Genomic DNA, 23,070 nt, shown 5'->3' with positions numbered 1-23,070 from the left:
GCTTTAACTCTCGTCTTCGCTATGCATGTTAGAAGACTCTGGCATCACTCCATCAGACGAACTGGTGATGACGACATCACCCTCGTTAAGTCCTGAAATAATCTCTGCCATAACCTTATTATTCAACCCAACACTCACCTGTTTAGTAACCACCTTATTTTCCCCCACCAAAACAGAAACCCATGCTTTACGCTCTCTTGTCTCATCGCGTAAAGCATCACTTGGAACCAACAAGACATTCTGCGCACGCCCTAAGATAATATGAACTTGAGCAGTCATATAGGTTCGCAAAAAATTGTCCGCATTATCAACATGTAGAATTCCATTGTAATAGATAGCCGATGATATTAAAGCACTAGAACCACTCACCATACCAGGATTAATACTCACATCAGCACGAATTGCTTCAGGAGCCGGCTCTACTTTTTCTAAAACGCCTTCATAACGACGCTGTGAATTACCTAAAACTGTAAAATAAAGTGGTTGTCCAGCTCGGACTTTAAGAATATCTGCTTCTGAGATTTGCGCCTTGATCGTCATCTTTGATAAATCACCCAAAATAACAATTGTTGGCGCCGACTGAACCGCATTCACATTCTGCCCTTCTTCCACAACTGTTGCCAAAACCGTTCCCGCTGAAGGGGCAGTGATGCGTGTATAACCTAAATTAACCTCTGCACTCTCCACATCAATTTGTGCTTGCACAATCTGCTGACGAAGTTGTTCAATTTGCGCCTCGCGTATTTTCACCTGTGTCGCAGCCTCATCGAGGTTCGCCCGTGAAATCGCACGTGTTTCGATCATTTTTTTCTGACGCTCTAAATTTTTCTGTGCAAGAGAAAGATAGGCTTCTTGTTCTACCAAATTCGCATAATAATGCGATAATGCTGCTTTTTTTCTTTTTAAATCATTTTCCTGATCTGTAGGATCAATTTCTGCCAAGAGATCGCCTTCTTTCACAACACTCCCAGGGGAAACACGCATTGACACCACACGCCCTGTTGCACGCGCACCAACAGCCACCAACCGGTAAGGACGTACAAGACCAGAAGCTAAAACACTTTCCTCAATATCCCCACGCTTCACCACCGCTGTTATATAAGTTGGAGTAGATGTTCCAAAAAAAACAGAACGTAACCATAACAACAAGAGAATGAGAAATATAGCAGTTAAAAAGAAGGAAAGTTTTTTATGTTTTGTAATGAAATTTTTGAGTAAGTTTTTTTTCATTTCCCTACCTTTGCACGCGAACGAGGTGCATTATCAACGACTTCTGGACGCGATACATCAACAACGCCATCCCAGCCTCCCCCCAATGCTTTCATCAACGTGATATATTGCGTAACCAAAGAAACACGGCTATCTTTAAGCGCCATTTGTGCAGAATAATAAGAGCGATCAGCATTTAACAATTCAAGAAAACTAGTATTTCCATTCTCAAAAAGGCTCCGTGAAAGTTTTAAGGAATGAAGAGAAGCTTTATTCGCAACGATTAGCTTTTCTAAGCGTTGATGTTCCTTCGTTAATCTTACAAGCGCATTTTCTACATCTTCTAAAGCTTCCAACACAGCAGCTCGATAAGTAATAAAAGCTTGATCACGCTGCGCGCGCGCTACCGCAATAGAAGCCTCGACCTGACCTCCATTAAAAAGAGGAAAACGAAGACCAGGTCCAAAAGACCAGCCAATCGTTGAATTTTTCCATAATTGATCAATTGCCGTTGCTGCTGTTGAAATATTACCTGTTAAAGTAAGTGATGGATAACGATCTGCTTCACGTTGACCAATCCGTGCTGTCGCTTGCGCATATTGACGCTCTGCCCGTCGTAAATCCGGACGTGTTAACAAAATATCAGCTGGAATTCCTGCTGGTATCGGCCAGCGTGGTTGTGGAATCTTTGCATGCTTAGCATTTTTTTGTAAAAGATCCTTCAATGCCGTAGGCACACGACCAGTTAAGACAGAGAGGCGATGAACGCTCATTGCTACATTCGCTTCCATCTGTGATATATCTGCCTCTGTATTTGCCATTTGCGCTTGCGCATTTGAAACATCAAGCTCAGAGACATCACCAGCTGTTAATCTAGCGCGCATCAGTTCATAGGTTTTACGTTGTGAGACAGCAATTTGCCGCACAATAAACAACTTTTGTTGCCAACCACGCATTTGCACATAATTTGTTGCCACATCTCCTAGTAATGTCACCATGGTAGCACGCATATCTTCCACAGCCGCATCAAGGCCATAACGCGCTGCTTCAACCGCACGTTTATGCCCACCAAAAAAATCCAGCTCCCAGCTTGCATCAAAACCACTACTATACTGGTTTAACAATGCATCAGACTGTCCAGAACGACTACGGGTTCCTGAAATTGAATTGGACACATTTGGCAAAAGAGTTCCCACAACCTGCCCTAAACCCGCACGCGCCTCACGTACCCGAGCTTTGGCAACAGCAACATTATTATTTCCAGAAATAGCATAATCCATTAACGCATCTAGAACAGGGTCATTCAAATGCCGCCACCATCCGGCAAGCGCAACGGACTGCCCTGCAGTCTGTGCAGATTTTTCTCCCCAAACTGCTGGAACACGAAAAGATGTTTTCTGGTAATTAGGACCAACCATACATCCTGACAAAAGCAAACACAACAAGACACTAGAAAATAATCCACGAGAAGCGCCCCATTTGAGATTTCTGATATACATCCAGTCTCCCGCATTCTTTCAGAATCATTATTGAATATTAATACTTTATTTACCTCTTATTTCAAACTTGACGTGAAAAATCAAATACAGTTTGCACAGGAATATGATCTGAAGGACGTTCCCATCCGCGCGCATCACGAAAAATAGAAAGATCTACAACAAAAGGTGCTAAATCTTGAGAAGACCAAACATGATCAAGCCGCCGCCCATAATCGGTAAATGCCCAATCGCGAGCACGATAACTCCACCATGTGTAAAGCTTGGTAGGAACAGGAATATGCAACCGCATCAGATCAACCCATCCACCTTGACAACACAAATCCTGTAAACGCTCGGTTTCAATGGGAGTATGGCTTACAACCTTCAACAATTGCTGATGAGACCAAACATCCTCTGCCAAAGGAGCAATATTTAAATCTCCCACCAAAAGAGAAGAAAGACCATCGCCGTGATCCGCACGAATGGAAGACATTTCTTCTAAAAAATCAAGCTTATGACGAAATTTTTCATTCACATCAGCATCAGGGATATCTCCCCCAGCAGGAACATAAAAATTATGAATCCGCAAGCTTCTCCCATGGGCTTCCACAATAACTGAGATATACCGGCAATCTTGGTTTTGACAAAAAAAACGTTTTTCTACCTTTTTAAAAGGCAAACGAGAAACAATAGCCACCCCGTTATAAGATTTTTGTCCACTCAATGCGATATGCTTATAACCCGCTGCTTCAAAAGCCTCCACTGGAAATAAAGCATCTGGACATTTTGTTTCCTGTAGACACAAAACATCTGCGGAAAAGAGTTCCAAATACTGAAAAACCTGTGCAAGACGCAAACGAATAGAATTAATATTCCAAGTCGCAATACGAAAGAACATTTGTTTTAATCCAAATAACGTAACACTCTTTCTTCATTTCTTCGAAGGAAGCGTGAACATCCCATTAGCGAACCGGACGTCTGTCCGCACATTCATAACCTGCACAGTAGTTTCCAAATTTTGTTGGTCAACAATTGTCCACTGCCGCAAAGCAGAGCCTTTAGAATCAAAAACCATCCTTATTTGCCCTGCCCCAATCGTTTTATCACGCAGAACAATCGTCACAGCCCCTGGATCTTCGCGAAATGCCAACAAGCGCCCAGAAGATACATCAATTTTATCATCCAACAAAAACTTCATTGGCGTTTGCGAAAGTTGTGAAAAGTTCCAAGTATTCAAAGCCCGATTGTTAATACCCACAAATTGGCCATCTGCAATAATTTGTAAAGGCATTTTTTTGTAAATGAAACGAATTTTCCCTGGACGCTCTAAATAAAATGTCCCCTGAGACATTTTTCCCTTTGGACTAAACTGAATAAAATCACCTGTCATTGTTTTGATTGCCGCAAAGTGATTCACAACATTTTGCGCCTTTATCACTTTATTAGATACTTGCGAAAAAACAGGAAAAGTTAAACACCAAAAGATAATAATTCCCACCAACCCAAAGATTCTTCTTTGCGGTAAAAAAGACGTTTTCATAAAAAATGCTCCCAAGCAATACTTAATTAACTTTATAATTCATAACTTAAGTGATCAACGATGAATAAATACCTATCTTTATAAGATAAAGATATCGTTTGAAAAAACTATCAAAAGATTTTCAAGAGTACTCTTCTTCGACAGCCTCCAAAACTTTTTGCTTACCCATATCATTTACTGGACTAATGATGCCTTCTTCTTCCATCCTTTCAATCAATGTTGCAGCACAGTTATAACCAATGCCTAAACGACATTGAATATAAGAAGTTGAAGCCTTACGATCACGAAGCACAATAGAAACGGCTTGACAATAGGAATCATCTGCTAAAGAAACATCCCTCTTTATTTCTTGCGATCTCTTTCGGTATCGTTTCCAAATAACCAGTCTGCGTTTATGTTTCCGAAATCATCAAATTTTCCTGCTTTTCTGCTGATTTTCTAAACGCATAATATATTCTTTCCCACCCCTAATCTATGAAGCAACATAAATTATAGTCAATACATAATGGATTAAGGACTAAACATATTACTCGCGAACCTGAAAGCTCTTTTAAGTGTCAAAAATGCTTTTTTGACTTCCTTCCCACCCAAAAGAATAAAAATCTCCATCCGAACCACTCTGTAAACAGTTTGGAGTTTAGCAAATTTCACTTAGCTTCCCACCCCATATAATTCATTTATATTAAGACTCGACAGATCAGCCTTGCCCTAAATATTTAGAGCGCACTTAAAAAGACACTTAAATACCAAACCTTACATGCTTTTACCCCCCTCTACACTCGCAATGACATTATTTTATACCAAGATATTGATTTATAATAATTTATCTTTTTAACTTAAATCATAACGCCAAATACAATAAGATTCTCTCATCACATACTCTCTCATATTGAATCAATTCAAATCATTTGCTTGCACGTTACAAGCAAGGTTGGTGTATGGATAAAAGTTATATAAGATAAAGAATCCCCTTATAAGGAGTCTCAAGTACCAAGGAGCTATCGCAAATTGAGAGCTGGTATATGAAAATGCAGACTTTCTACGATACAATAGGATAAACACTTGTTTTACAAGGTATTATAAAAAACAACTATAAATATTTTTCAAAAGCGTTCTTCTTCAGCCGGCACTAAAATTTCTCGTTTCCCTGCGTGATTTGCTGGACTAATGATACCTTCTTCTTCCATCCTCTCAATCAATGTCGCAGCGCGGTTATAACCAATGCCTAAACGGCGTTGAATATAAGAGGTTGAAGCCTTACGATCACGAAGCACAATAGCAACAGCTTGACTATAGGGATCATCTTCTGAAGGAGAAGACAAAGAAACATCAGCACCATCCTCTTCAACTTCTTGCGTAATTGTTTCTAAATAATCAGGTCGTGCTTGCTCTTTGAGATGCGCAACAACCTGCTCCACTTCATCATCCGCAACAAAAGGCCCATGCACACGCTGAATACGTCCTCCTCCCATCATAAAGAGCATATCTCCTTGTCCCAATAATTGCTCGGCCCCCTGTTCGCCTAAAATTGTTCGGCTATCAATTTTGGAACTCACAGAAAAAGAAATGCGTGTAGGAAAATTGGCTTTGATCGTCCCAGTAATAACATCGACGGAAGGACGCTGTGTCGCCATAATTACATGGATACCGGCAGCACGTGCCATTTGTGCTAAACGTTGAACCGCTCCTTCAATATCTTTCCCAGCAACCATCATCAAATCAGCCATTTCATCAATAATGACAACAATATAGGGCATAGGACTAAAATCAAGTGTTTCCGTTTCATAAAGAGGCTCACCGGTCTCGCGATCAAATCCAACTTGAATTGTCCGCACCATTGTCTCTCCCTGACTTGCAGCTTCCCTAAGACGTGCATTAAACCCATCAATATTACGAACGCCTAGTTTTGACATTTTACTATAGCGCTCTTCCATTTCACGAACAGCCCACTTTAAAGCAATCACGGCTTTTTTAGGATCTGTCACCACGGGTGTTAATAAATGGGGAATGCCATCATAAACCGAAAGCTCAAGCATTTTCGGGTCCACCATAATGAGACGACATTGTTCGGGTGTCATACGATAAAGCAATGATAAAATCATTGTATTAATAGCAACAGACTTTCCTGATCCTGTTGTACCAGCAACCAAAAGATGGGGCATTTTTGCTAAATCTGCAACAACAGCTTCTCCTCCGATTGTCTTACCCAAAGCAAGTCCTAGCTTTGCTTTGCTGTCAATAAATTCTTGCGCCTGCAACATTTCTCGTAAATAAACCATCTCACGCTTTGCATTAGGCAATTCTATTCCAATAACATTACGTCCTGGAACCACCGCAACACGCGCCGAAATCGCACGCATCGAGCGTGCAATATCATCTGCCAAACCAATGATACGGGAAGACTTAATACCTGCAGCCGGTTCAAATTCATACAAAGTTACTACCGGTCCAGGACAAGCATCTATAATTTTTCCTTTGACCCCAAAATCTAACAAAACCCCTTCAAGTTCCTGAGAATTTGCTCTTAAAACAGCAGGAGAAAGTTTTGCATCCCTAACAGACGGTGGTGGAACCGAAAGATAATCTACAAGAGGAAGAACAAAACCACCATTTGAAGAAGCTGTTAAAGACTTTCGATTTTTAACAGGAGAAACATAGGCTTTATTTTGATTTTTCTCACACTTTACTTTTTCACCCAAAAAAGTTGGCTCAATCCGATCAAATGGCTTTCCTTGCCCTTTACTCTGAAAACGCCTTTTGAAACAGAATAAACGAAAAAAACGCGCTTGTAAAAAATAAAAAAGATGCAAAAGAGCGCCACAAGTTGTCGCAAAAAAACCATGATTTTCACGATCCTCCTCTGCGGCATATTCCGTATCTTCTTCCAACTCAAAGACTGGATTAACGATTTCGTCTTTTGGAATGCTTTTTTCTTTCCTTTTCTTTGTTCGACGCCGCCATATCACATTACCAGCAAAAGCAGCGGTGAAAAAACCTAAAAGAATAAAAACAACACTGAAAAACACCGTGTAAGGAGGAGAAAGAAAAAGAGGAAAGACTGAAGAAGCAACACTTAAAACTTTATCTCCTAAAACCCCTCCCAATCCCATTGGCAATGGCCAATAAGTAAAAGAAGCAACAGGTGACATAAGGGCAAAAGCAATTAAAAAACAAATCGTTGATAGCACCCATAAAAAAAAGCGCAAAGTCAAATTGTAGATATTCTTTTGCGCCAACAAGAGAAAAGACCAAAATAACGGTGGCAACAAAACAGAAAGACTTGCCAAGCCAAAAAACTGCATAATAAAATCTGAAAAAATTGCCCCCATCCACCCCATAAGGTTTGTAACCTCATTTGTACTTGCATGGGTTAAAGATGGATCCGCAACATTCCACGTCGCCAAAGCAAACACACAAAAAATAATAAAGCCCAAAAGCCCAAGCCCAATAAATACCCCTATCTGACGTAAAAACATCTCAATAAGACGCGAACCTTGAGAATTTCGCACTTCTAATGAATCATAAGGAGAAGAACTTCGGTGCATCTATCAATTCCAAATACAAAAATTTCATATTTTAAAGAGTTATAACTCCCTCTCTCTCTTAAAAAAGGATGAAGCTTAAACTCTGTGCCGATTTGTAAACAAATAGCCTGTAAACAATCCGACTTCTTATCTAGCGCGTTCTACCTTCTAACCACTTCATATCATTCATATACCACCACCCTAAGAGACAATCCTTCATAAGGCGCATAAAAAGCTCTCCCTGAATATTTATCACACGATCAACCAAAAAACACCTCATGTGTAAAGTGTTACATGGGTGCTATAGACACCTTCCTAAACAGAAGATGTTTTTTACGCTACATCATGATAACGGCAAAATATGAATACTGTTTTAACCATCACGAATGAACACAATTTTTTATCTATCATACTAACGAAATGTCCCCCTTCAGGACAGGCATACTGAAGTAACTCACACAACTTAAAAAATACATGACCATCTTTGTTTATTTTTAGTTTTCTTTTTTATCAACCAAGTGTAAAAAGAATTGAAGAAGATATTCAAAAAAGCTTATCCGATAAATCTGTAAGATGAATCACATAAATGATTAAGCAGAAAAACTCTGAAAAACCAATCTGTCATCAGATTGGCGCCAAAAAGAAACCTCGTTTTTGTAAAGCAGAGAGAAAAGTAAAAGTTAAGATATTTTAGGCAATGTAAAAAGATATTCTTTTTAAAAGAAAGCAAACTATAAACAATGGAAGAAGTATTGTGTGTTCTAATCGCAATAAAGACGTACAACCCAATAAAAAAATTAAATCTCATAAAACTAAACAATGTGATCTGCTCATTGCAGGGGGGGCAGCTGTCGGTTTAACCCTAGCGATAGCACTCAAGCAAACAGCCCCTACTCTGAAAATAAAAATCGTTGATGCTGCTCCACAAGGAGATACCCCTGCTTCTAACATACGAACCATTGCCCTTGCTGCTGCTTCTATTCGTATGTTAAAACAATTACAATGTTGGGAACCTATAAAACCCTATGCGCAACCCATTCATTCAATGATCATCACAGATGCAAGCACTAGTGATCCTGTCAAACCCACCCTTTTAACCTTTGAAGGCGACATTACCCCCGGTGAGCCCTTTGCTGCTATGGTAGAGCATAGAGAACTCATCAACACTTTAAAAAAACGTGTCAAAGATCTCAATATCCCTGTTATTACAAACACGCGTGTCATTGATTTTCATCAAGAACACCAACATACAACCGTCACTTTAAATAATGAAGAGGTTTGGCAAACAAAATTGCTTATTGCAGCTGACGGAGCCCATTCGAAATTACGCCAAAAAGCTGGTCTGAAAAATTTTTCTCATCCCTATAAACAAACAGCAATCATCTGCACAGTTGAACATGAAAAACCCCATAATGGTCAAGCAATTCAACATTTTTTACCTGCCGGTCCTTTTGCTCTTCTCCCTCTCAAAGGCAACCGATCCGCCATTGTGTGGAATGAAGATCATAAAACTGCGCAATATTATCTCAAAGCTGATGCACTTATTTTTGAAACAGAACTCGAAAGACGCATTGGCCATCGGTTAGGCAAACTCTCTTGGGATGGCGAACGTCAAGCTTTTCCTTTGAGTCTTTCTTTAACACGTCAATGCGTTAAACCACGTTTTGCTCTCGTTGGCGATGCCGCCCATACCATCCACCCCATTGCAGGACAAGGACTCAATTTAGGATTACGCGATAGCGCTGCCCTCGCTGAAGTAATTATTGAAACAGCACGACTAGGTCTTGACATTGGCTCCCTCACGGCTTTAGAGCGCTATCAAAGCTGGAGACGTTTTGAAATTGTCCGTATGGCTTTAAGCAATGATTGGCTTAATAAACTCTTTTCTAATGATAGCCTTCTTTTACGGATGCTCCGCGATACCGGCCTTGGAATCATTAATCAAGCGCCAAAAATAAAAAAATACTTCATTCAAGAGGCTGCCGGACTCACTCCAAATGCCCCACGTCTTCTACACGGCTTCCCACTTTAAGAAAAAATTCATACTATTTTACAACCTTTGCCTTCCTCCTTCAAAGAACAAAAAATTCCTATCTCATCCAATCTGTTTACAAGCCGGATTCCTGTCGAGTAATTTTCTCTTGACTTCCTCCTCCCATATTTCACTCAACATAAGACTCGACAAGCAAGCTACATTATGAGAATATTCACTACGCACTGAAAAAAACGTTTAATGTCTCAAAGAGGTTGTTGCTTTATATCACCACACTTTAAAAGAAGCCATTTCACGGCATAATAAAATAAACAAGACTTTTTAGCACACAACACTTTTATTTATAATAATAAGTTCATTGTTCTCATATTGAGTGAGAAATCTAAAGATCATAAAATACCCTTATTTCAAATCTCTCTCATGTTGAAGCAATCAAAATCATTCGCTTGCACATCACAAGCGAAAGTGTCGTATAAATAAAAACAATTAAACAAAGCGACAAAAGCCTCCCTCTCTCAAGAACTAAGGACTTTAGCAATATTGGAGGCGAGTAAAGTGTATAAGGACGCCGGCTTATACTTTTTATTGAAGTAAAAATGGTGTGTACAATGGATTTTATATGATCATAGGAACTTTTACATTAATACTATTCACGAGAAGCGCCATAAAATAAGCTTAGTTGCATTGAAAAACTTTTCTTTTAAAAAAGCGCGTAAATTGGAAACACAAATGTATTCCATTTGGGGCATTCTGTTTCTCAGACTAACCATCTAACAACTTATTGTGGAATACCACACGATTTTAGAAAAAAATATTCTGATATATAACAAAGTATTCCGCACTCTATACCATCACACACAATTGTAAACCTGCATACCCCCCCTATTTCACACCATAAAAGAAGATAAACCGCAATAGAAATGATCCAATCCTTTTATTTTCAAATACACTCTTTATTCATTATTCATAAACGCTCAGAAATGAATTTTAATCACAAACGCTCAGAAATATGTCATAAATTCTATAAAACCCATAACAGCCATAGAAATTTTCCATTTTCTACACACTCACTCATCTCAACTAACGATAAATAAAGTAAATGCCTCATATATAATCTTACAGAAAAAAGCCCAAACAAAATCTATAACATCAGGCTTGTTCTACAGAACAGTATTTCAAAAATATAAGTATGCTAATTTATTAACATATTAATTGATAAAATTATCATTTTACATATTGAGTTAAAATCCCTATGCAATAAATTATTCTCATTTCGACCATTTTTGTAAATAATCAATAAAACTCTTTATTTACATAGACTAAAAAGAACAACGTTAATGAAACGATAAAAAGAAGTAAAATACCCCCCTCTCTCAAATGCCAAAAGCAATTACAATATTTCAACCTGGCATCATCATTATGCTTGCCAGATTATGACAACAAGACCTTTTGCATTTAAATAAATTGTTCACGCTCCCTATTGTTGTATTTGGTAACTCAATACTTTAATATATTTGTTCAGTATGTTTATACAATCAAATTACCCAAAAGAGCATACTTCTTGCATTTACATTCCTTAGTATTCCCTTATCTTGTAAATATCGCACACGTGTTACGTTACTTCGAGTTCATCAAGTGTATACCCATTCTCCAACCACTCTTTAATCCACTTAGGTCTACGTCCACGCCCATTCCATAATTCCCATTGGTTATTGGGATTTCTATAATGGCGCTCTTTGCTCACAAGATCAGCGATATCAATTCCATGGGCATTAGCAATTTCAAGAATTTTTCGTCGCGCATTTTGCTTTTCCTTTGCTTGCCGTTTTTTTAATTCCACATCGATTTGTGTACGCATCTCTTGTAGTTCATCAAAATTCATATTCTTGAGATCATTCACCTTAATTACTCCCCTTGCAAAAAAGAATTTCTTTTTGCCATATTTTAAACACAATTATAGACAATTTCTGTCCATTTATTATCGAAATTAAAATTACGATACATATATCACTTTGACGGAGATGTGCTTTGAGCCACAAAGAACTGTTTATTGGTATATCAACTACCACCACTGCATCTTTTTTCAGTTCAATTACTGGAACTACTAAATGCAGTGCTCAAACACCATCACACCTCTCTGACTCTCATGAATCAGTAGTCAAAAGTAAATATAAATCGTCACTCTATAAATTATGGCAATACGCAACAAAGAACAAGCCCTCTCTGTATAATGATAGTGTAGTTCATTATAACAGTAAAACCTCCCCTTACACACAACGGCTTTTTACTTCGTATAAATTTTTTTTGAAAAAATTTTTGCAACTAGAGAATTATATAAAACAAGCAGCTTCAATACAGTATCAAAGATTATTATTTTTTAAAAGCAGCGCCTTTTTTCGTGATTCCAATAATATTGGTTGGCGTAATGTGCTCTATTTTATTCAACACTTTTATCTCGTTGGTTGGATATTCGCATATATTAGAAATCTTCTTAGAAGAGAACAAAGCAATAATCACAAGGAATATTCTAAGCTAAACAATCTCATTCTGCAAATTTATAAAATCAAAAGACAACGAGAAAAAGCACCACAAAGAATTAGCATTTGTATTAATAAAATTCTTCGTAATAAGGTGTATTGCTAATGATTGTTCCAGCTTTCACATTTTTTGCTGCTGCATACATATCCAATACGCCCCCCATAGCATTTTCAGTTATCGCCAAACAAGAAGCGCGGGACAATGTCTATGTAATAGATGATAAAGATAACTTGTTCTATCAATCATCTCAGCTTAAGGAAACAATCGCAACAGCTGAACAGAGTGAACATAATTTTAACATAATTTTAGGGCAAATTGGTGTTGGAAATGTGAAATTGTTTTCTCTTTTTGATGCATTTGATTTTTGCAGAAATCTTACAGCTGCACAAAGCGCTTTAACTTACTGCTATGAACAAACAACATCAAAGTGCGTCTTTGAAAAAGCGACTTTGCAGTCTGTGCTGAATTTTTACAATACAGAAAACTCAAGCCACACCCGTATGCAAAAAATTACTTCATATGTTGGAGTAAAAGCTGCTGTACGAGGAAATGAAGACTTGCAGGAGCCTGTAAAGCTTAAAAAAGAAGAACCAGAACAGACAACTAAAGTAGATTCTCTTTCTCTCTCTTCAAAAGGAGAAGAAGATGCATTTACACATAAAGAAAGTAGCGCCCGCGATGCTTTTTCAGCTGAAGATTTTTCTTCATCGAGAAGATCGCAGAGTGAGGACTGATATTTTCACGAAACTCCAGAAATTTGATAGGATATTATAATGAAGGGTAGATAAGAAAATGTTAAAGCTCTAATTAGTAAGATTGAACAAAATCTCTTCTAATTGAGGGCAAAGATAATGAAAATGATAGAACAAAACAGCGTTGATATAGCATTTAGTCAAAAAGCAGCACGTGAGATTACAGTCGTGATGCTTTCAGAAAGAGAATGGTATTTCACGTTTATTTCTGACGATCCAATCACCGGAAAGCCAAATAAATATACGTTACTTACACAAAGAGGAAAACTAAGAACTTGGGCTGATCCAAAATATCTTTTTAAGTTTCTTCATGAACGAGGGGTCATTTGTGGGAGTTTTAATCTTAATCAGGATAAAGGACATGAAACAATTAAATATTCTTCACACAACAGCTCGTAATAAAATTGCTGCATTTTCTGCAGCTTTAACCGTATTTTTTATGACCAATCCCGCATATACCCAAGCAGCAGGTTTAGATCCTGCAAAAAAGGCTTTAGAGGGACTTCAAACAGATTTAAAAACGATTATCCCTATCGCTGCTGCCGTTATACTTTTGTGCTTAGCAATTGGTTATGCAGGGCGCTACATCGGAAAAGACACATTTATACGGTGGGCAATCGGTGTTGTTATCGCTGGTTCAGCAGCTGAACTTGCCAATTTATTATTTAAATCCAACTGATAAATCTATTTAAACATAAAATGTTTCTTTCATGAAATAAGAAACTTAGATTTCTGTATTTTTATTTAGCACAATAAAAACTATATCGAAAAAAGAGTTTATTTATACTAACTGTAATCTAAATTGAGATAAACAATATGAAACAATCAAATACCCTTCAAACAATAATTAGAAATAAAACTACTAAAGTCTCTGCAGCTTTAACTGTATTTTTTATGGCCAATCCTGTATATGCTCAACAATTAACAACTGCAAAAGGTGCTTTAGAAAAACTCCGAGATGACTTAAAGCTACTTATCCCTATTGCTGCTGCTGTGATACTTTTGTGCTTAGCAATTGGTTATGCAGGGCGCTACATCGGAAAAGACACATTTGTACGGTGGGCAATTGGTGTCGTTATCGCTGGTTCAGCAGCTGAACTTGCTGGTTTATTATTTAAACCGAACTGATAAATATATTAAATACGAAATGTTTATTCGTGAAAAAAGAATTTTAGACTTTAATACTTTTATTGCACATCAATAAAATTATTCCTTAATTTTATGGAAAAACTACTTACGCCTAATACAATGTGATAAGGTTGAACAATATGAAAAAATTAATCAATTTTCAATTGAACGATAATAATAAAATTACGGCAATCTCTGCAGCTTTAACTGTATTTTTTATGGCTAATCCTGTATATGCTCAACAATTAACAACTGCAAAAGATGCTTTAGAAAAACTCCGAGATGACTTAAAGCTACTTATCCCTATTGCTGCTGCTGTGATACTTTTGTGCTTAGCAATTGGTTATGCAGGGCGCTACATCGGAAAAGATACATTTGTACGGTGGGCAATCGGGGTCGTTATCGCTGGTTCAGCAACCCAACTTGCTACGCTGTTGTTCACAGGTAAGTAATGAAAATAACTATTAAAGTCATGCAGTATAAAATGTCTTTTTATTCTAAAGAGAAATCTAAATTGAGATAAACAGTATGAAACAATCAAAAATTCTTCAAACAATAATTCGAAATAAAATTACTAAAACCTCTGCAGCTTTAACTGTATTTTTTATGGCCAATCCTGTGTATGCTCAAGCAGCAGCAGCATTAACTCCTGCAGACACAGCTTTAAAAGCGCTCCAAACAGACTTGAAGACGATTATCCCTATCGCCGCTGCCGTTATCCTCTTGTGCTTAGCAATTGGTTATGCAGGACGCTACATCGGAAAGGATACGTTTGTACGCTGGGCAATTGGTGTCGTTATCGCTGGTTCAGCAGCTGAGCTTGCTAATTTATTGTTTAAATCTGCCTGATAAATCTTATTAAATAAGAAATGTTTATATAATAAAAAGAAACTTAGATTTTGTGTTTTTATTTAGTACAATAAAAATTATATCGAAAAAAAAAGATTATTATACCAACTGTAATCTAAATTGGAATAAACAATATGAAACAATCAAATACTCTTCAAACAATAATTAGAAATAAAACTACTAAAATTTCTGTAGCTTTAACTATATTTTTTATGGCCAATCCTGTGTATGCTCAAGCAGCAGTAGCATTAACTCCTGCAGACACAGCTTTAAAAGCGCTCCAAACAGATTTAAAAACAATTATCCCTCTTGCTGCTGCCGTTATCCTCTTGTGCTTAGCAATTGGTTATGCAGGGCGCTACATCGGAAAAGATACTTTTGTACGCTGGGCAATTGGTGTTGTTATCGCTGGTTCAGCAGCTGAACTTGCCAATTTGTTATTCAAAGGCGCGTAATGAGAATGACTATTAAAGTCATGTATTATAAAACTTCTTTTTATTCTAAAGAAAGATCTAAATTGGAATAAACAATATGAAACAATTAAAAACTCCTCAAACAATAATTTGGAATAAAGCTACTAAAACCTCTACAGCTTTAACTATATTTTTTATGAGCAATCCTGCATGTGCAGCAATAGAACCTGCGAACAAGGCTTTAACAGCTCTACAAAAAGATCTTACTACTAATATTATCCCTATTGCTGCTGCTGTTATACTTTTGTGCTTAGCAATTGGTTATGCGGGACGCTACATCGGAAAAGATACATTTGTACGATGGGCAATTGGTGTTGTTATCGCAGGCTCAGCAACCCAGCTTGCTAAACTGTTATTCACAGGTACGGTTAATTAAAATTAAAGATGACCACTATGATACAAAATGTTATTTAAAATTTTAATGAGAGAAATATGCAAAAACTAACTAATTTCCAATCAAAGAACAATAACAAAATCATCACACTTTCTGCAGCTATAATTGTATTTTTTACGATACATCCCGTATGGGCCCAAGCACAAGGTTTAGCTCCTGCAAAAAAGGCTTTAGAAGAACTCCAAAAAGATCTTACTACTAATATTATCCCTATTGCTGCTGCTGTTATACTTTTATGCTTAGCCATTCTCTATGCAGGGCGCTACATCGGAAAGGATACATTTATACGATGGGCAATCGGCGTTGTCATCGCTGGATCAGCAACACAACTTGCTAAACTGCTATTCACGGGGCAAGTGTAAGTTTATATAACATGTAATGTATTTATAATTAATGGGTTATATATAATAATTATAAACATGTAAAAATACCATATGCTTTACAATAATAAATATAAAGTATTAATAAGATCATTAATTAAGAGTATAATATGAAACAATTCAGTAATTTCAAATCAAAAAACAACAACAGAATCATAGCAATTTCTGCATCTATAAGTGCATTTTTTATAGCACATCCTGCGAATGCAAAACTAAAAGCTGAAGATGCTTTAAAAGCTCTGCAAACGGATCTTACTACTAATATTATCCCTATTGCAGCTGCTGTTATACTTTTGTGTTTAGCAATTGCTTATGCAGGGCGCTACATCGGAAAGGACACGTTTATACGTTGGGCAATCGGCGTTGTCATCGCTGGTTCAGCAACACAACTTTCTACACTGTTATTTACAGGTAAATAATAAGCTTGTATAATACATAATGTCTTTAAAGTAAGCGTTTATATTTGCTAATTGTAACATATAAATATACTAATTTGTTTATGTTAAAAAGTATAAATTATTCATAAAAATTTAATGAAAGTAAGATATGCGAAAATTAATTAATGTCCAAACACAAAATAACAACAGAATCATAGTAATTTCTACAGCTATAATTACATTTTTTATAACACAGTCTGCATATGCAAATGCAAAATTAGGTCCTGCTGAAAAGGCTCTAAAGGCTCTACAAAAAGATCTTATTGATAGCATTATTCCTGTTGCTGCTGCTGTTATACTTCTGTGCTTAGCAATTGGTTATGCAGGGCGCTACATTGAAAGGGATACATTTATACGATGGGCAATCGGTGTTGTCATCGCAGGTTCTGCAACCCAACTTGCTAAACTGCTATTTACAGGTAATGCATAAATTAGTATAATACGTAATGTTTTTAATGTTCGTTGATTATAGATTTGTACCAGTAATAATGTCGCTCATACTACGAAAAAAGGAATATTATTTATAGCAACTTTAATTAAAAGGGGATAAAAGATATGAAACACTTAAATACGCTTCAATCAAAAATATGTAAGGTTAGTGCTATTTTTATCACTTCGATTATGTTATTAATAACTCAATCTACATATGCTCAGACGGAAACAAAGAGTTTAGATGTTTTTATAGGGATGCAATATGGATTAAGTATAATTATTCCTATCGTTGCTGCTGTCATTCTTTTATTACTTTTGCTTATTTATATATTTCGCATCATCGCAAGAGCTACATTTATGCGATGGGCATTCAGTGTCATTATTGCTGGTGCAGCTTTTTATATTAGCCACATATTATTTCACCTCCAGTGACGAGGACATTCCATGAAATCGCAAGAAAAAAAAGAATTCCCCCTATTCAAGGGAGCAACACGTGTTCCAACGATATGGGGTGTCCCCATGATGCCATTTATCGTTATGGTTATGGGGGTCGCTGTTATTGCTATGACAGTAAGTATCTTTTTGTGGATTATGGCACCTCCATTATGGTTCATTATGGTGCAAATTACTAAAAACGATGATAAGGCGTTTCGTATTTGGTGGTTATGGATCGATACTAAGTTTCGCAATCGCAATAAAGGTTTTTGGGGCGCATCAAGTTATAGTCCCTCTGATTATAGTAAAAGGAGATAAACATGACAGCTGTTGAAAGCAGCAAACGCCTTGCATCAGAGACACCTGTAAGCCTGTTTCTGCCTTATTCACATCATATTACAGATACGATTATTTCTACTAAAAGTGCGGAATATTTGTCAATTTGGAAAATTGATGGGCGTTCGCATCAAAGCGCTTCAGAAGAAGATATTTTTCAATGGATAAAAGAGCTTAACAATACTCTACGGGGTCTTGCATCAGCCAATTTATCATTTTGGACGCATATTGTGCGCCGTCGTGTTTATGAATATCCCGATTCAACATTTGATCAAATGTTTTGCTATCAACTTGATGAAAAATATCGGCAAAGCTTTACTGGTTATAATTTGATGGTCAATGATTTATATCTGACTGTCATTTTTCAACCGATAGCGGATAAAATTATGTCGTTCTTTTCTAAACATGAACGTGAAACGCTTGATCAAAAAAAGATGCGACAAGACACATGTATCAAAGAACTCAATGACATCAACCGTACTTTAGGCCAATCTTTAAACCGTTACGGTGCAGAACTTCTTGGTGCTTATGAAAAAAATGGGCATGTTTATTCTTCTGCACTTGAATTCCTTGGAATGCTTGTCAATGGTGAATATCGCCCTATGCCAATTTGCCATGATCGTTTTTCCGACTATATGTCTATCAATCGACCTTTTTTCTCAAAATGGGGTGCTCTTGGTGAACTGCGAACAACCAGTGGAATGCGTCGATTTGGAATGCTGGAAATTAAAGAATATGATGCAACAACCAAACCAGGACAATTAAATGTTTTGTTGGAAAGTGACTTCGAGTTCGTATTGACGCAGAGCTTTTCAGTACTCTCTCGACATGCTGCTAAAGACTATTTACAACGGCATCAGCGTAATCTTATTGATGCACGAGATGTAGCAACGAGCCAAATTGAACAAATTGACGAAGCACTAAACCAGCTTATCAGTGGGCATTTTGTCATGGGAGAACATCACTGCACATTGACTATCTATGGTGATACAATTCAACAAGTACGCGACCATATGGCCAAAGCGAGTGCAGCATTACTAGACGTTGCGGTACTGCCCAAACCTGTAGACTTAGCGATAGAAGCTGGCTATTGGGCACAACTTCCTGGCAATTGGAAATGGAGACCACGTCCTGCTCCGATTACATCATTGAACTTTTTATCATTTTCATCTTTTCATAATTTTATGTCAGGAAAACCCACTGGCAACCCATGGGGACCAGCTGTCACAATTCTTAAAACAACCAGTAAAACACCGCTTTATTTCAATTTTCATGCCTCCAAACTTGAAGAGGACTCGACAGATAAACGTTTACTTGGTAATACCGCACTTATCGGACAATCTGGTTCCGGTAAAACCGTGTTACTCGGCTTTTTGTTAGCACAAGCACAAAAATTTAAGCCGACAACTGTTGTTTTTGATAAAGATCGTGGCATGGAAATTGCCATTCGGGCTATGGGTGGAAAATATTTAACATTCAAGCCAGGCAGGAGAAGTGGTTTCAATCCTTTCCAACTCCCCCCCACACAAGAAAATCTTATTTTTCTGAAACAATTTGTTAAAAAATTGGCAGAAGCTGGTGGTGAGGTCACGCATCACGACGAGGAAGAAATTAACAAAGCGGTTATGTCTGTTATGAGCAGTAACATTGACCAATCACTCCGTCGTTTGTCCTTTCTGGTACAATTTTTACCAAATCCGCGTTTAAGTGATTATAATGCTCATCCTTCTGTTCATGCTCGCTTACTAAAATGGTGTGAAGGTGGTGATTATGGATGGTTATTTGATAATCCCCATGATGCTCTTGATCTCTCAACACATCAAATTTACGGCTTTGATATCACGGAATTTTTAGATAATTTTGAAACTCGCACTCCAGTGATGATGTATTTGCTTTACCGCACAGAAGGCATGATTAGCGGACAGCGATTTATGTATATCTTTGATGAGTTTTGGAAGCCTTTGCAAGATCCGTACTTTGAAGATTTAGCGAAAAATAAACAAAAGACTATCCGTAAACAAAATGGTATTTTTGTTTATGCAACACAAGAGCCTAGCGATGCCTTGGAAAGTAATATTGCCAAAACACTCATTCAACAGTGTGCAACTTACATTTTTCTAGCCAACCCCAAAGCAAACTATGAAGATTATACAAAAGGCTTTAAACTAACAGATAGCGAATTTGAACTCGTTAAAGGACTTGGTGAGTTTAGTCGCCAATTCCTCATTAAGCAGGGTGATCAATCTGCGCTTGCAGAACTGAATCTTGGTAAATTCCATCTGACACGCGATGGAAGAACCATCGAACACGACTTTAGTGACGAGCTCTTGGTGTTATCAGGTACACCTGATAACGCAGAATTAGCCGAAAGCATTATCGCGGAAGTTGGTGATGATCCAGCAATATGGTTGCCAATTTTCTTACAGCACGCAAAAAATGACAGGAGGGAAACATGAAAAAAAAGGTCATTTCAATAGTAGTTGTAATAACTTTAGGGATTTCAAACCCAGCAATGGCCTGGGTTTTTGGCGCTGGAGCAGCGGATTTGTCGGCATCAATTCCAACGACGTGGCCCAATTTTTTTGGGAGTTCAAAAAGATCAAAGAAAACACCTCCACAACAAAAGAAAGCGCCACCTGATGCCCAACTTCTCGATATGCTAAAAAAACAACTTGAGGAAACAAAAAAGATATACGAATCTATAACGGGAAGCCAAAAACTCGACACTAAAAAACTTAAAAGTGCACAAACAGATCATAGCAGTTTTTTTCTCAAAAATCCAGAAACGCTCTACAATAGAAATGAATCTTCAGCGCTATCTACATCACTTAAAAAGATTTTAAAAGAAGAAGAAATTCCTATTTCTATCCATGAATCTAGCAGTTTTATCAACGATCGTATTCAATATGCAGCCATCACTGATAAAGCCGTAAGTTTAAAGACTTTTGAAGAAGCAAACTATCGTTTTCAGCAAATTGAAGAACTATTAAATGAAATCAAGACAACAAAAGATCTAAAAAGTATTGCTGAGTTACAAGCATATATAATTGGAATGCTCGCTAAGCTACAAAATGAAACAGCAAAACTACAAATGGTCGCACATTTACGCAACGCTGAACATGCACTTATCAAACAGCAGAAGGACAAACATAACATAAAAATTTTAAATAGTAAAAACACGAAAATGCCTACCATAAGATTTATTAGATAAAGCTTTTTGTAACAATATTTCGTTGTATTATTTTTCTTGTATGCTCGAAAAAAGAAAAAGTTAATGTATAATATTCAGTCCTTTCTCATAGACTGAAAAGGTCTATGAAATTTAATTCCATCCTAAAAAAATCAACGAAAAATGCTTAAAAATCATATAAAAAGTTGAAAATTCATTAAAGAGGAATTCCATGGACTTTACAGTGTTCACGCAACTTTTCAATAAAATTGATCAGATAACAAAAACATATGTCACGGATATTTCCTCAAAAACAATAGCTACAATTACACCCTTTGTTTCAATCGGTATCACAATTGCTTTCATCATCTATGGTTGGCTCATCATTCGGGGCGCTATAGATATGCCTCTCTCCGGATTTGTAAATCGTTTCCTACGGATAAGTATTATTACTTCAATAGCTCTTACCACAGGACTTTATCAAAATGAAATTGCGAGTTTGATAACACAAATGCCCTATGAGTTATCAAAAGCGCTCATAACAAATCCACTCGATAATACACAATTAATGAAATTACTGGACACAACAGCAACCAAAGGATTTCAATATGCAGGACGTCTTTTCCAAGAAACCGTCTTCTTCGAAGGCAATGGTCTGCTTTACAGTCTCTTAGGCATCATCATCTTGTTGGCAACAAGCCTCGTAGTCGCAATCGGTGGTGGTCTCGTGCTCCTGACAAAAATCGCTATTACACTTCTCGTAGGATGGGGACCTCTCTTCATCGTTGCTTTGCTCTGGCAACCAACTCATCGCCTTTTCGAGCAATGGATAATCCAAGTCGTCAATTATATAATCCTCTTTTTACTCTTAGCCACTGTATTTAATCTGATGATGAATATCTTTGCAAACTATTTGAGCGATATGAAACTCGATTACGACCAGAATATAAGCTTCATGTTTGGGGGAGCTCTCATCTTGTCCATTATATCCATCATGCTGTTACTCAAACTATCAAGCGTTGCCAATTCTCTCGCAAAAGGCATTACATTTGGACATCTATGGAGACATAGAAACTAGATGAGATAAAAAGCAATGGTTCCCGTAACAAACGCCCTTAATACCCATATGACAAAATAACAAGGATATCCAATCCTACAGTAAAAAATATTCGCACTGAAATTGAGCTGTTTTTATAAATTAAAAAATGAAATTAAGAAAAGATCAATTATCGCAAACTATACACTTTACTTTATGTTCAAAATAATAATAATGACAACAAATATCAGGATATATATATAACAATAAAAAAGAGTTATATTAAAATGAAGTCGATTATTCTTGTAATTTTGATTGCAAACATTTTATCGGCTTGTGCATTAGCACCAAAGCTAAAACAGCCAAATAATAGGAACCGTGTACCTATTAATAAAACAATCCATGCCGAAATCAAGCGAGGAGACAGATGAAAAAGCGATTTATTATAACAGGAATGATCACCCTTTTGGGAATGCTGAATCTAGCTCCAGCATATGCAAATAGCAAAGATGTGGAGTATGATAGAAATAACAAAGAAATCCACCGAACAAAAGACGGTCGAATATATACTACATATTATGGCTTTTCAGATTCAACACGCACTAGAGATGTTAAAGTTAGACGTAAAACAAAGCCAAAATCACCTAAAAAGTCGCGACCTGCTTCAACGCCACAACCTGCTTCAACGCCACAACCTGCTTCAACGCCACAACCTGCTCTATCAGCAGAATATTCGGAAATCCTTCAGCTTTTAAAAAAAGGAGAAATTATTGAGCTCTTAACAAAACAGCTTGAGTTGAAAAAAAAACAAGTTTCACAAATAGAAAAAGCCTATCAAGCTATAACAAAGAATCAGAAAACTGAACCTAAAAAAATTGAATTTTCTAGTTTTTTTCTCAAAGAACCAGAATCGCTCTATAAGAAAGATAAGCTTTCAAGGGAATCATATCAAAAGGTATTAGAGGAA

25 protein-coding genes and 2 pseudogenes are annotated in these 23,070 nt (G+C 37.1%); 20 read left to right on the top strand and 7 right to left on the bottom strand.

Annotation, left to right across the window (positions count from 1 at the left end; genetic code table 11):
* Positions 1 to 3 precede the first annotated feature (3 nt).
* From ACFIK3_RS02525 to ACFIK3_RS02500, 6 genes and pseudogenes are all read right to left on the bottom strand, one after another.
* The gene (locus tag ACFIK3_RS02525; protein ID WP_273790527.1) at positions 4 to 1,230 is read right to left on the bottom strand and encodes an efflux RND transporter periplasmic adaptor subunit; all 1,227 of its coding nucleotides are present in this window, start codon (positions 1,228 to 1,230) and stop codon (positions 4 to 6) included.
* Positions 1,227 to 2,708 (bottom strand): efflux transporter outer membrane subunit, encoded by a 1,482-nt coding sequence (locus ACFIK3_RS02520; RefSeq protein ID WP_273790528.1) that lies wholly within the window; start codon positions 2,706 to 2,708, stop codon positions 1,227 to 1,229. The genes ACFIK3_RS02525 and ACFIK3_RS02520 overlap by 4 nt, the downstream gene beginning before the upstream one ends.
* A 61-nt stretch (positions 2,709 to 2,769) precedes the next feature.
* Positions 2,770 to 3,585, bottom strand: a complete 816-nt coding sequence (locus ACFIK3_RS02515) for an exodeoxyribonuclease III (RefSeq protein ID WP_273790529.1) — start codon at positions 3,583 to 3,585, stop codon at positions 2,770 to 2,772.
* A 33-nt stretch (positions 3,586 to 3,618) separates the two neighbouring features.
* Positions 3,619 to 4,227 carry an outer-membrane lipoprotein carrier protein LolA gene (locus ACFIK3_RS02510; RefSeq protein WP_273790530.1) on the bottom strand — a complete coding sequence of 203 codons (609 nt, stop codon included), beginning with the start codon at positions 4,225 to 4,227 and terminating at the stop codon, positions 3,619 to 3,621.
* A gap of 121 nt (positions 4,228 to 4,348) precedes the next feature.
* Positions 4,349 to 4,607: pseudogene (locus tag ACFIK3_RS02505) on the bottom strand (DNA translocase FtsK); the annotation flags it as partial.
* A gap of 723 nt (positions 4,608 to 5,330) precedes the next feature.
* Positions 5,331 to 7,772, bottom strand: a complete 2,442-nt coding sequence (locus ACFIK3_RS02500) for a DNA translocase FtsK 4TM domain-containing protein (RefSeq protein ID WP_375643239.1) — start codon at positions 7,770 to 7,772, stop codon at positions 5,331 to 5,333.
* A 733-nt stretch (positions 7,773 to 8,505) separates the two neighbouring features.
* Here ACFIK3_RS02500 and ACFIK3_RS02495 point away from each other — a divergent pair.
* Positions 8,506 to 9,783 (top strand): ubiquinone biosynthesis hydroxylase, encoded by a 1,278-nt coding sequence (locus ACFIK3_RS02495; protein WP_375658026.1) that lies wholly within the window; start codon positions 8,506 to 8,508, stop codon positions 9,781 to 9,783.
* Between the two features lie 1,573 nt (positions 9,784 to 11,356).
* Here the strand turns inward: ACFIK3_RS02495 and ACFIK3_RS02490 are convergent.
* Positions 11,357 to 11,644, bottom strand: coding sequence for an H-NS family nucleoid-associated regulatory protein (locus ACFIK3_RS02490; protein ID WP_015857007.1), 288 nt, complete (start codon positions 11,642 to 11,644; stop codon positions 11,357 to 11,359).
* A 128-nt stretch (positions 11,645 to 11,772) separates the two neighbouring features.
* Between ACFIK3_RS02490 and ACFIK3_RS02485 the strand changes: the two genes are divergently transcribed.
* From ACFIK3_RS02485 to ACFIK3_RS02395, 19 genes and pseudogenes are all read left to right on the top strand, one after another.
* The gene (locus ACFIK3_RS02485; RefSeq protein WP_375643237.1) at positions 11,773 to 12,387 is read left to right on the top strand and encodes a hypothetical protein; all 615 of its coding nucleotides are present in this window, start codon (positions 11,773 to 11,775) and stop codon (positions 12,385 to 12,387) included.
* The gene (locus ACFIK3_RS02480) at positions 12,387 to 13,016 is read left to right on the top strand and encodes a TrwN protein (protein WP_375676200.1); all 630 of its coding nucleotides are present in this window, start codon (positions 12,387 to 12,389) and stop codon (positions 13,014 to 13,016) included. The genes ACFIK3_RS02485 and ACFIK3_RS02480 overlap by 1 nt, the downstream gene beginning before the upstream one ends.
* A 117-nt stretch (positions 13,017 to 13,133) precedes the next feature.
* Positions 13,134 to 13,433: a KorA family transcriptional regulator gene (gene korA, locus ACFIK3_RS02475; RefSeq protein WP_375630977.1), complete on the top strand. Its 300-nt coding sequence runs from the start codon at positions 13,134 to 13,136 to the stop codon at positions 13,431 to 13,433.
* The gene (gene trwL / locus ACFIK3_RS02470) at positions 13,396 to 13,713 is read left to right on the top strand and encodes a VirB2 family type IV secretion system major pilin TrwL (RefSeq protein ID WP_375659913.1); all 318 of its coding nucleotides are present in this window, start codon (positions 13,396 to 13,398) and stop codon (positions 13,711 to 13,713) included. The genes korA and trwL (ACFIK3_RS02470) overlap by 38 nt, the downstream gene beginning before the upstream one ends.
* 137 nt (positions 13,714 to 13,850) lie before the next feature.
* Entirely contained in the window at positions 13,851 to 14,162 is a 312-nt protein-coding gene (gene trwL / locus ACFIK3_RS02465) for a VirB2 family type IV secretion system major pilin TrwL (RefSeq protein ID WP_375659914.1), read from the top strand.
* 140 nt (positions 14,163 to 14,302) lie between these two features.
* Positions 14,303 to 14,614 (top strand): VirB2 family type IV secretion system major pilin TrwL, encoded by a 312-nt coding sequence (trwL, locus tag ACFIK3_RS02460; RefSeq protein ID WP_375663473.1) that lies wholly within the window; start codon positions 14,303 to 14,305, stop codon positions 14,612 to 14,614.
* A gap of 76 nt (positions 14,615 to 14,690) precedes the next feature.
* Complete coding sequence (trwL, locus tag ACFIK3_RS02455) at positions 14,691 to 15,011, top strand: VirB2 family type IV secretion system major pilin TrwL (RefSeq protein ID WP_375659916.1); 321 nt, start codon at positions 14,691 to 14,693, stop codon at positions 15,009 to 15,011.
* Positions 15,012 to 15,145: 134 nt separating this feature from the next.
* Positions 15,146 to 15,466: a VirB2 family type IV secretion system major pilin TrwL gene (gene trwL, locus ACFIK3_RS02450; protein WP_375659917.1), complete on the top strand. Its 321-nt coding sequence runs from the start codon at positions 15,146 to 15,148 to the stop codon at positions 15,464 to 15,466.
* A 76-nt stretch (positions 15,467 to 15,542) separates the two neighbouring features.
* Entirely contained in the window at positions 15,543 to 15,860 is a 318-nt protein-coding gene (gene trwL, locus ACFIK3_RS02445; RefSeq protein WP_375659918.1) for a VirB2 family type IV secretion system major pilin TrwL, read from the top strand.
* Between the two features lie 56 nt (positions 15,861 to 15,916).
* On the top strand, positions 15,917 to 16,240 hold the full coding sequence (gene trwL, locus ACFIK3_RS02440; RefSeq protein WP_375676199.1) for a VirB2 family type IV secretion system major pilin TrwL: 324 nt from the start codon (positions 15,917 to 15,919) through the stop codon (positions 16,238 to 16,240).
* Positions 16,241 to 16,368: 128 nt separating this feature from the next.
* Entirely contained in the window at positions 16,369 to 16,677 is a 309-nt protein-coding gene (gene trwL / locus ACFIK3_RS02435; RefSeq protein ID WP_375659920.1) for a VirB2 family type IV secretion system major pilin TrwL, read from the top strand.
* A gap of 127 nt (positions 16,678 to 16,804) precedes the next feature.
* Complete coding sequence (trwL, locus tag ACFIK3_RS02430) at positions 16,805 to 17,125, top strand: VirB2 family type IV secretion system major pilin TrwL (protein ID WP_375676198.1); 321 nt, start codon at positions 16,805 to 16,807, stop codon at positions 17,123 to 17,125.
* A gap of 125 nt (positions 17,126 to 17,250) precedes the next feature.
* Positions 17,251 to 17,559 (top strand): conjugal transfer protein, encoded by a 309-nt coding sequence (locus tag ACFIK3_RS02425; RefSeq protein WP_375659922.1) that lies wholly within the window; start codon positions 17,251 to 17,253, stop codon positions 17,557 to 17,559.
* Positions 17,560 to 17,571: 12 nt separating this feature from the next.
* A complete protein-coding gene (locus ACFIK3_RS02420; RefSeq protein WP_175869113.1) occupies positions 17,572 to 17,880 on the top strand; it encodes a type IV secretion system protein VirB3 in 309 nt (102 codons plus the stop codon).
* Between the two features lie 2 nt (positions 17,881 to 17,882).
* A complete protein-coding gene (locus ACFIK3_RS02415) occupies positions 17,883 to 20,354 on the top strand; it encodes a VirB4 family type IV secretion/conjugal transfer ATPase (RefSeq protein ID WP_375676197.1) in 2,472 nt (823 codons plus the stop codon).
* Entirely contained in the window at positions 20,351 to 21,109 is a 759-nt protein-coding gene (locus tag ACFIK3_RS02410; protein WP_375676196.1) for a type IV secretion system protein, read from the top strand. Before ACFIK3_RS02415 ends, ACFIK3_RS02410 begins: the two co-directional genes overlap by 4 nt.
* Before the next feature lie 190 nt (positions 21,110 to 21,299).
* The gene (locus ACFIK3_RS02405; protein WP_375659756.1) at positions 21,300 to 22,145 is read left to right on the top strand and encodes a type IV secretion system protein; all 846 of its coding nucleotides are present in this window, start codon (positions 21,300 to 21,302) and stop codon (positions 22,143 to 22,145) included.
* Positions 22,146 to 22,390: 245 nt separating this feature from the next.
* Positions 22,391 to 22,534, top strand: coding sequence for a TrwH protein (locus ACFIK3_RS02400; RefSeq protein WP_375676195.1), 144 nt, complete (start codon positions 22,391 to 22,393; stop codon positions 22,532 to 22,534).
* Positions 22,531 to 23,070, top strand: a pseudogene (locus ACFIK3_RS02395) (hypothetical protein); the annotation flags it as partial. The gene ACFIK3_RS02400 and the pseudogene ACFIK3_RS02395, both read left to right, overlap by 4 nt.

The organism is Bartonella sp. CB10SXKL (assembly GCF_042195515.1).
Taxonomy (GTDB): Bacteria; Pseudomonadota; Alphaproteobacteria; order Rhizobiales; family Rhizobiaceae; genus Bartonella.
This window is presented reverse-complemented; position numbering and strand designations above follow the sequence as displayed.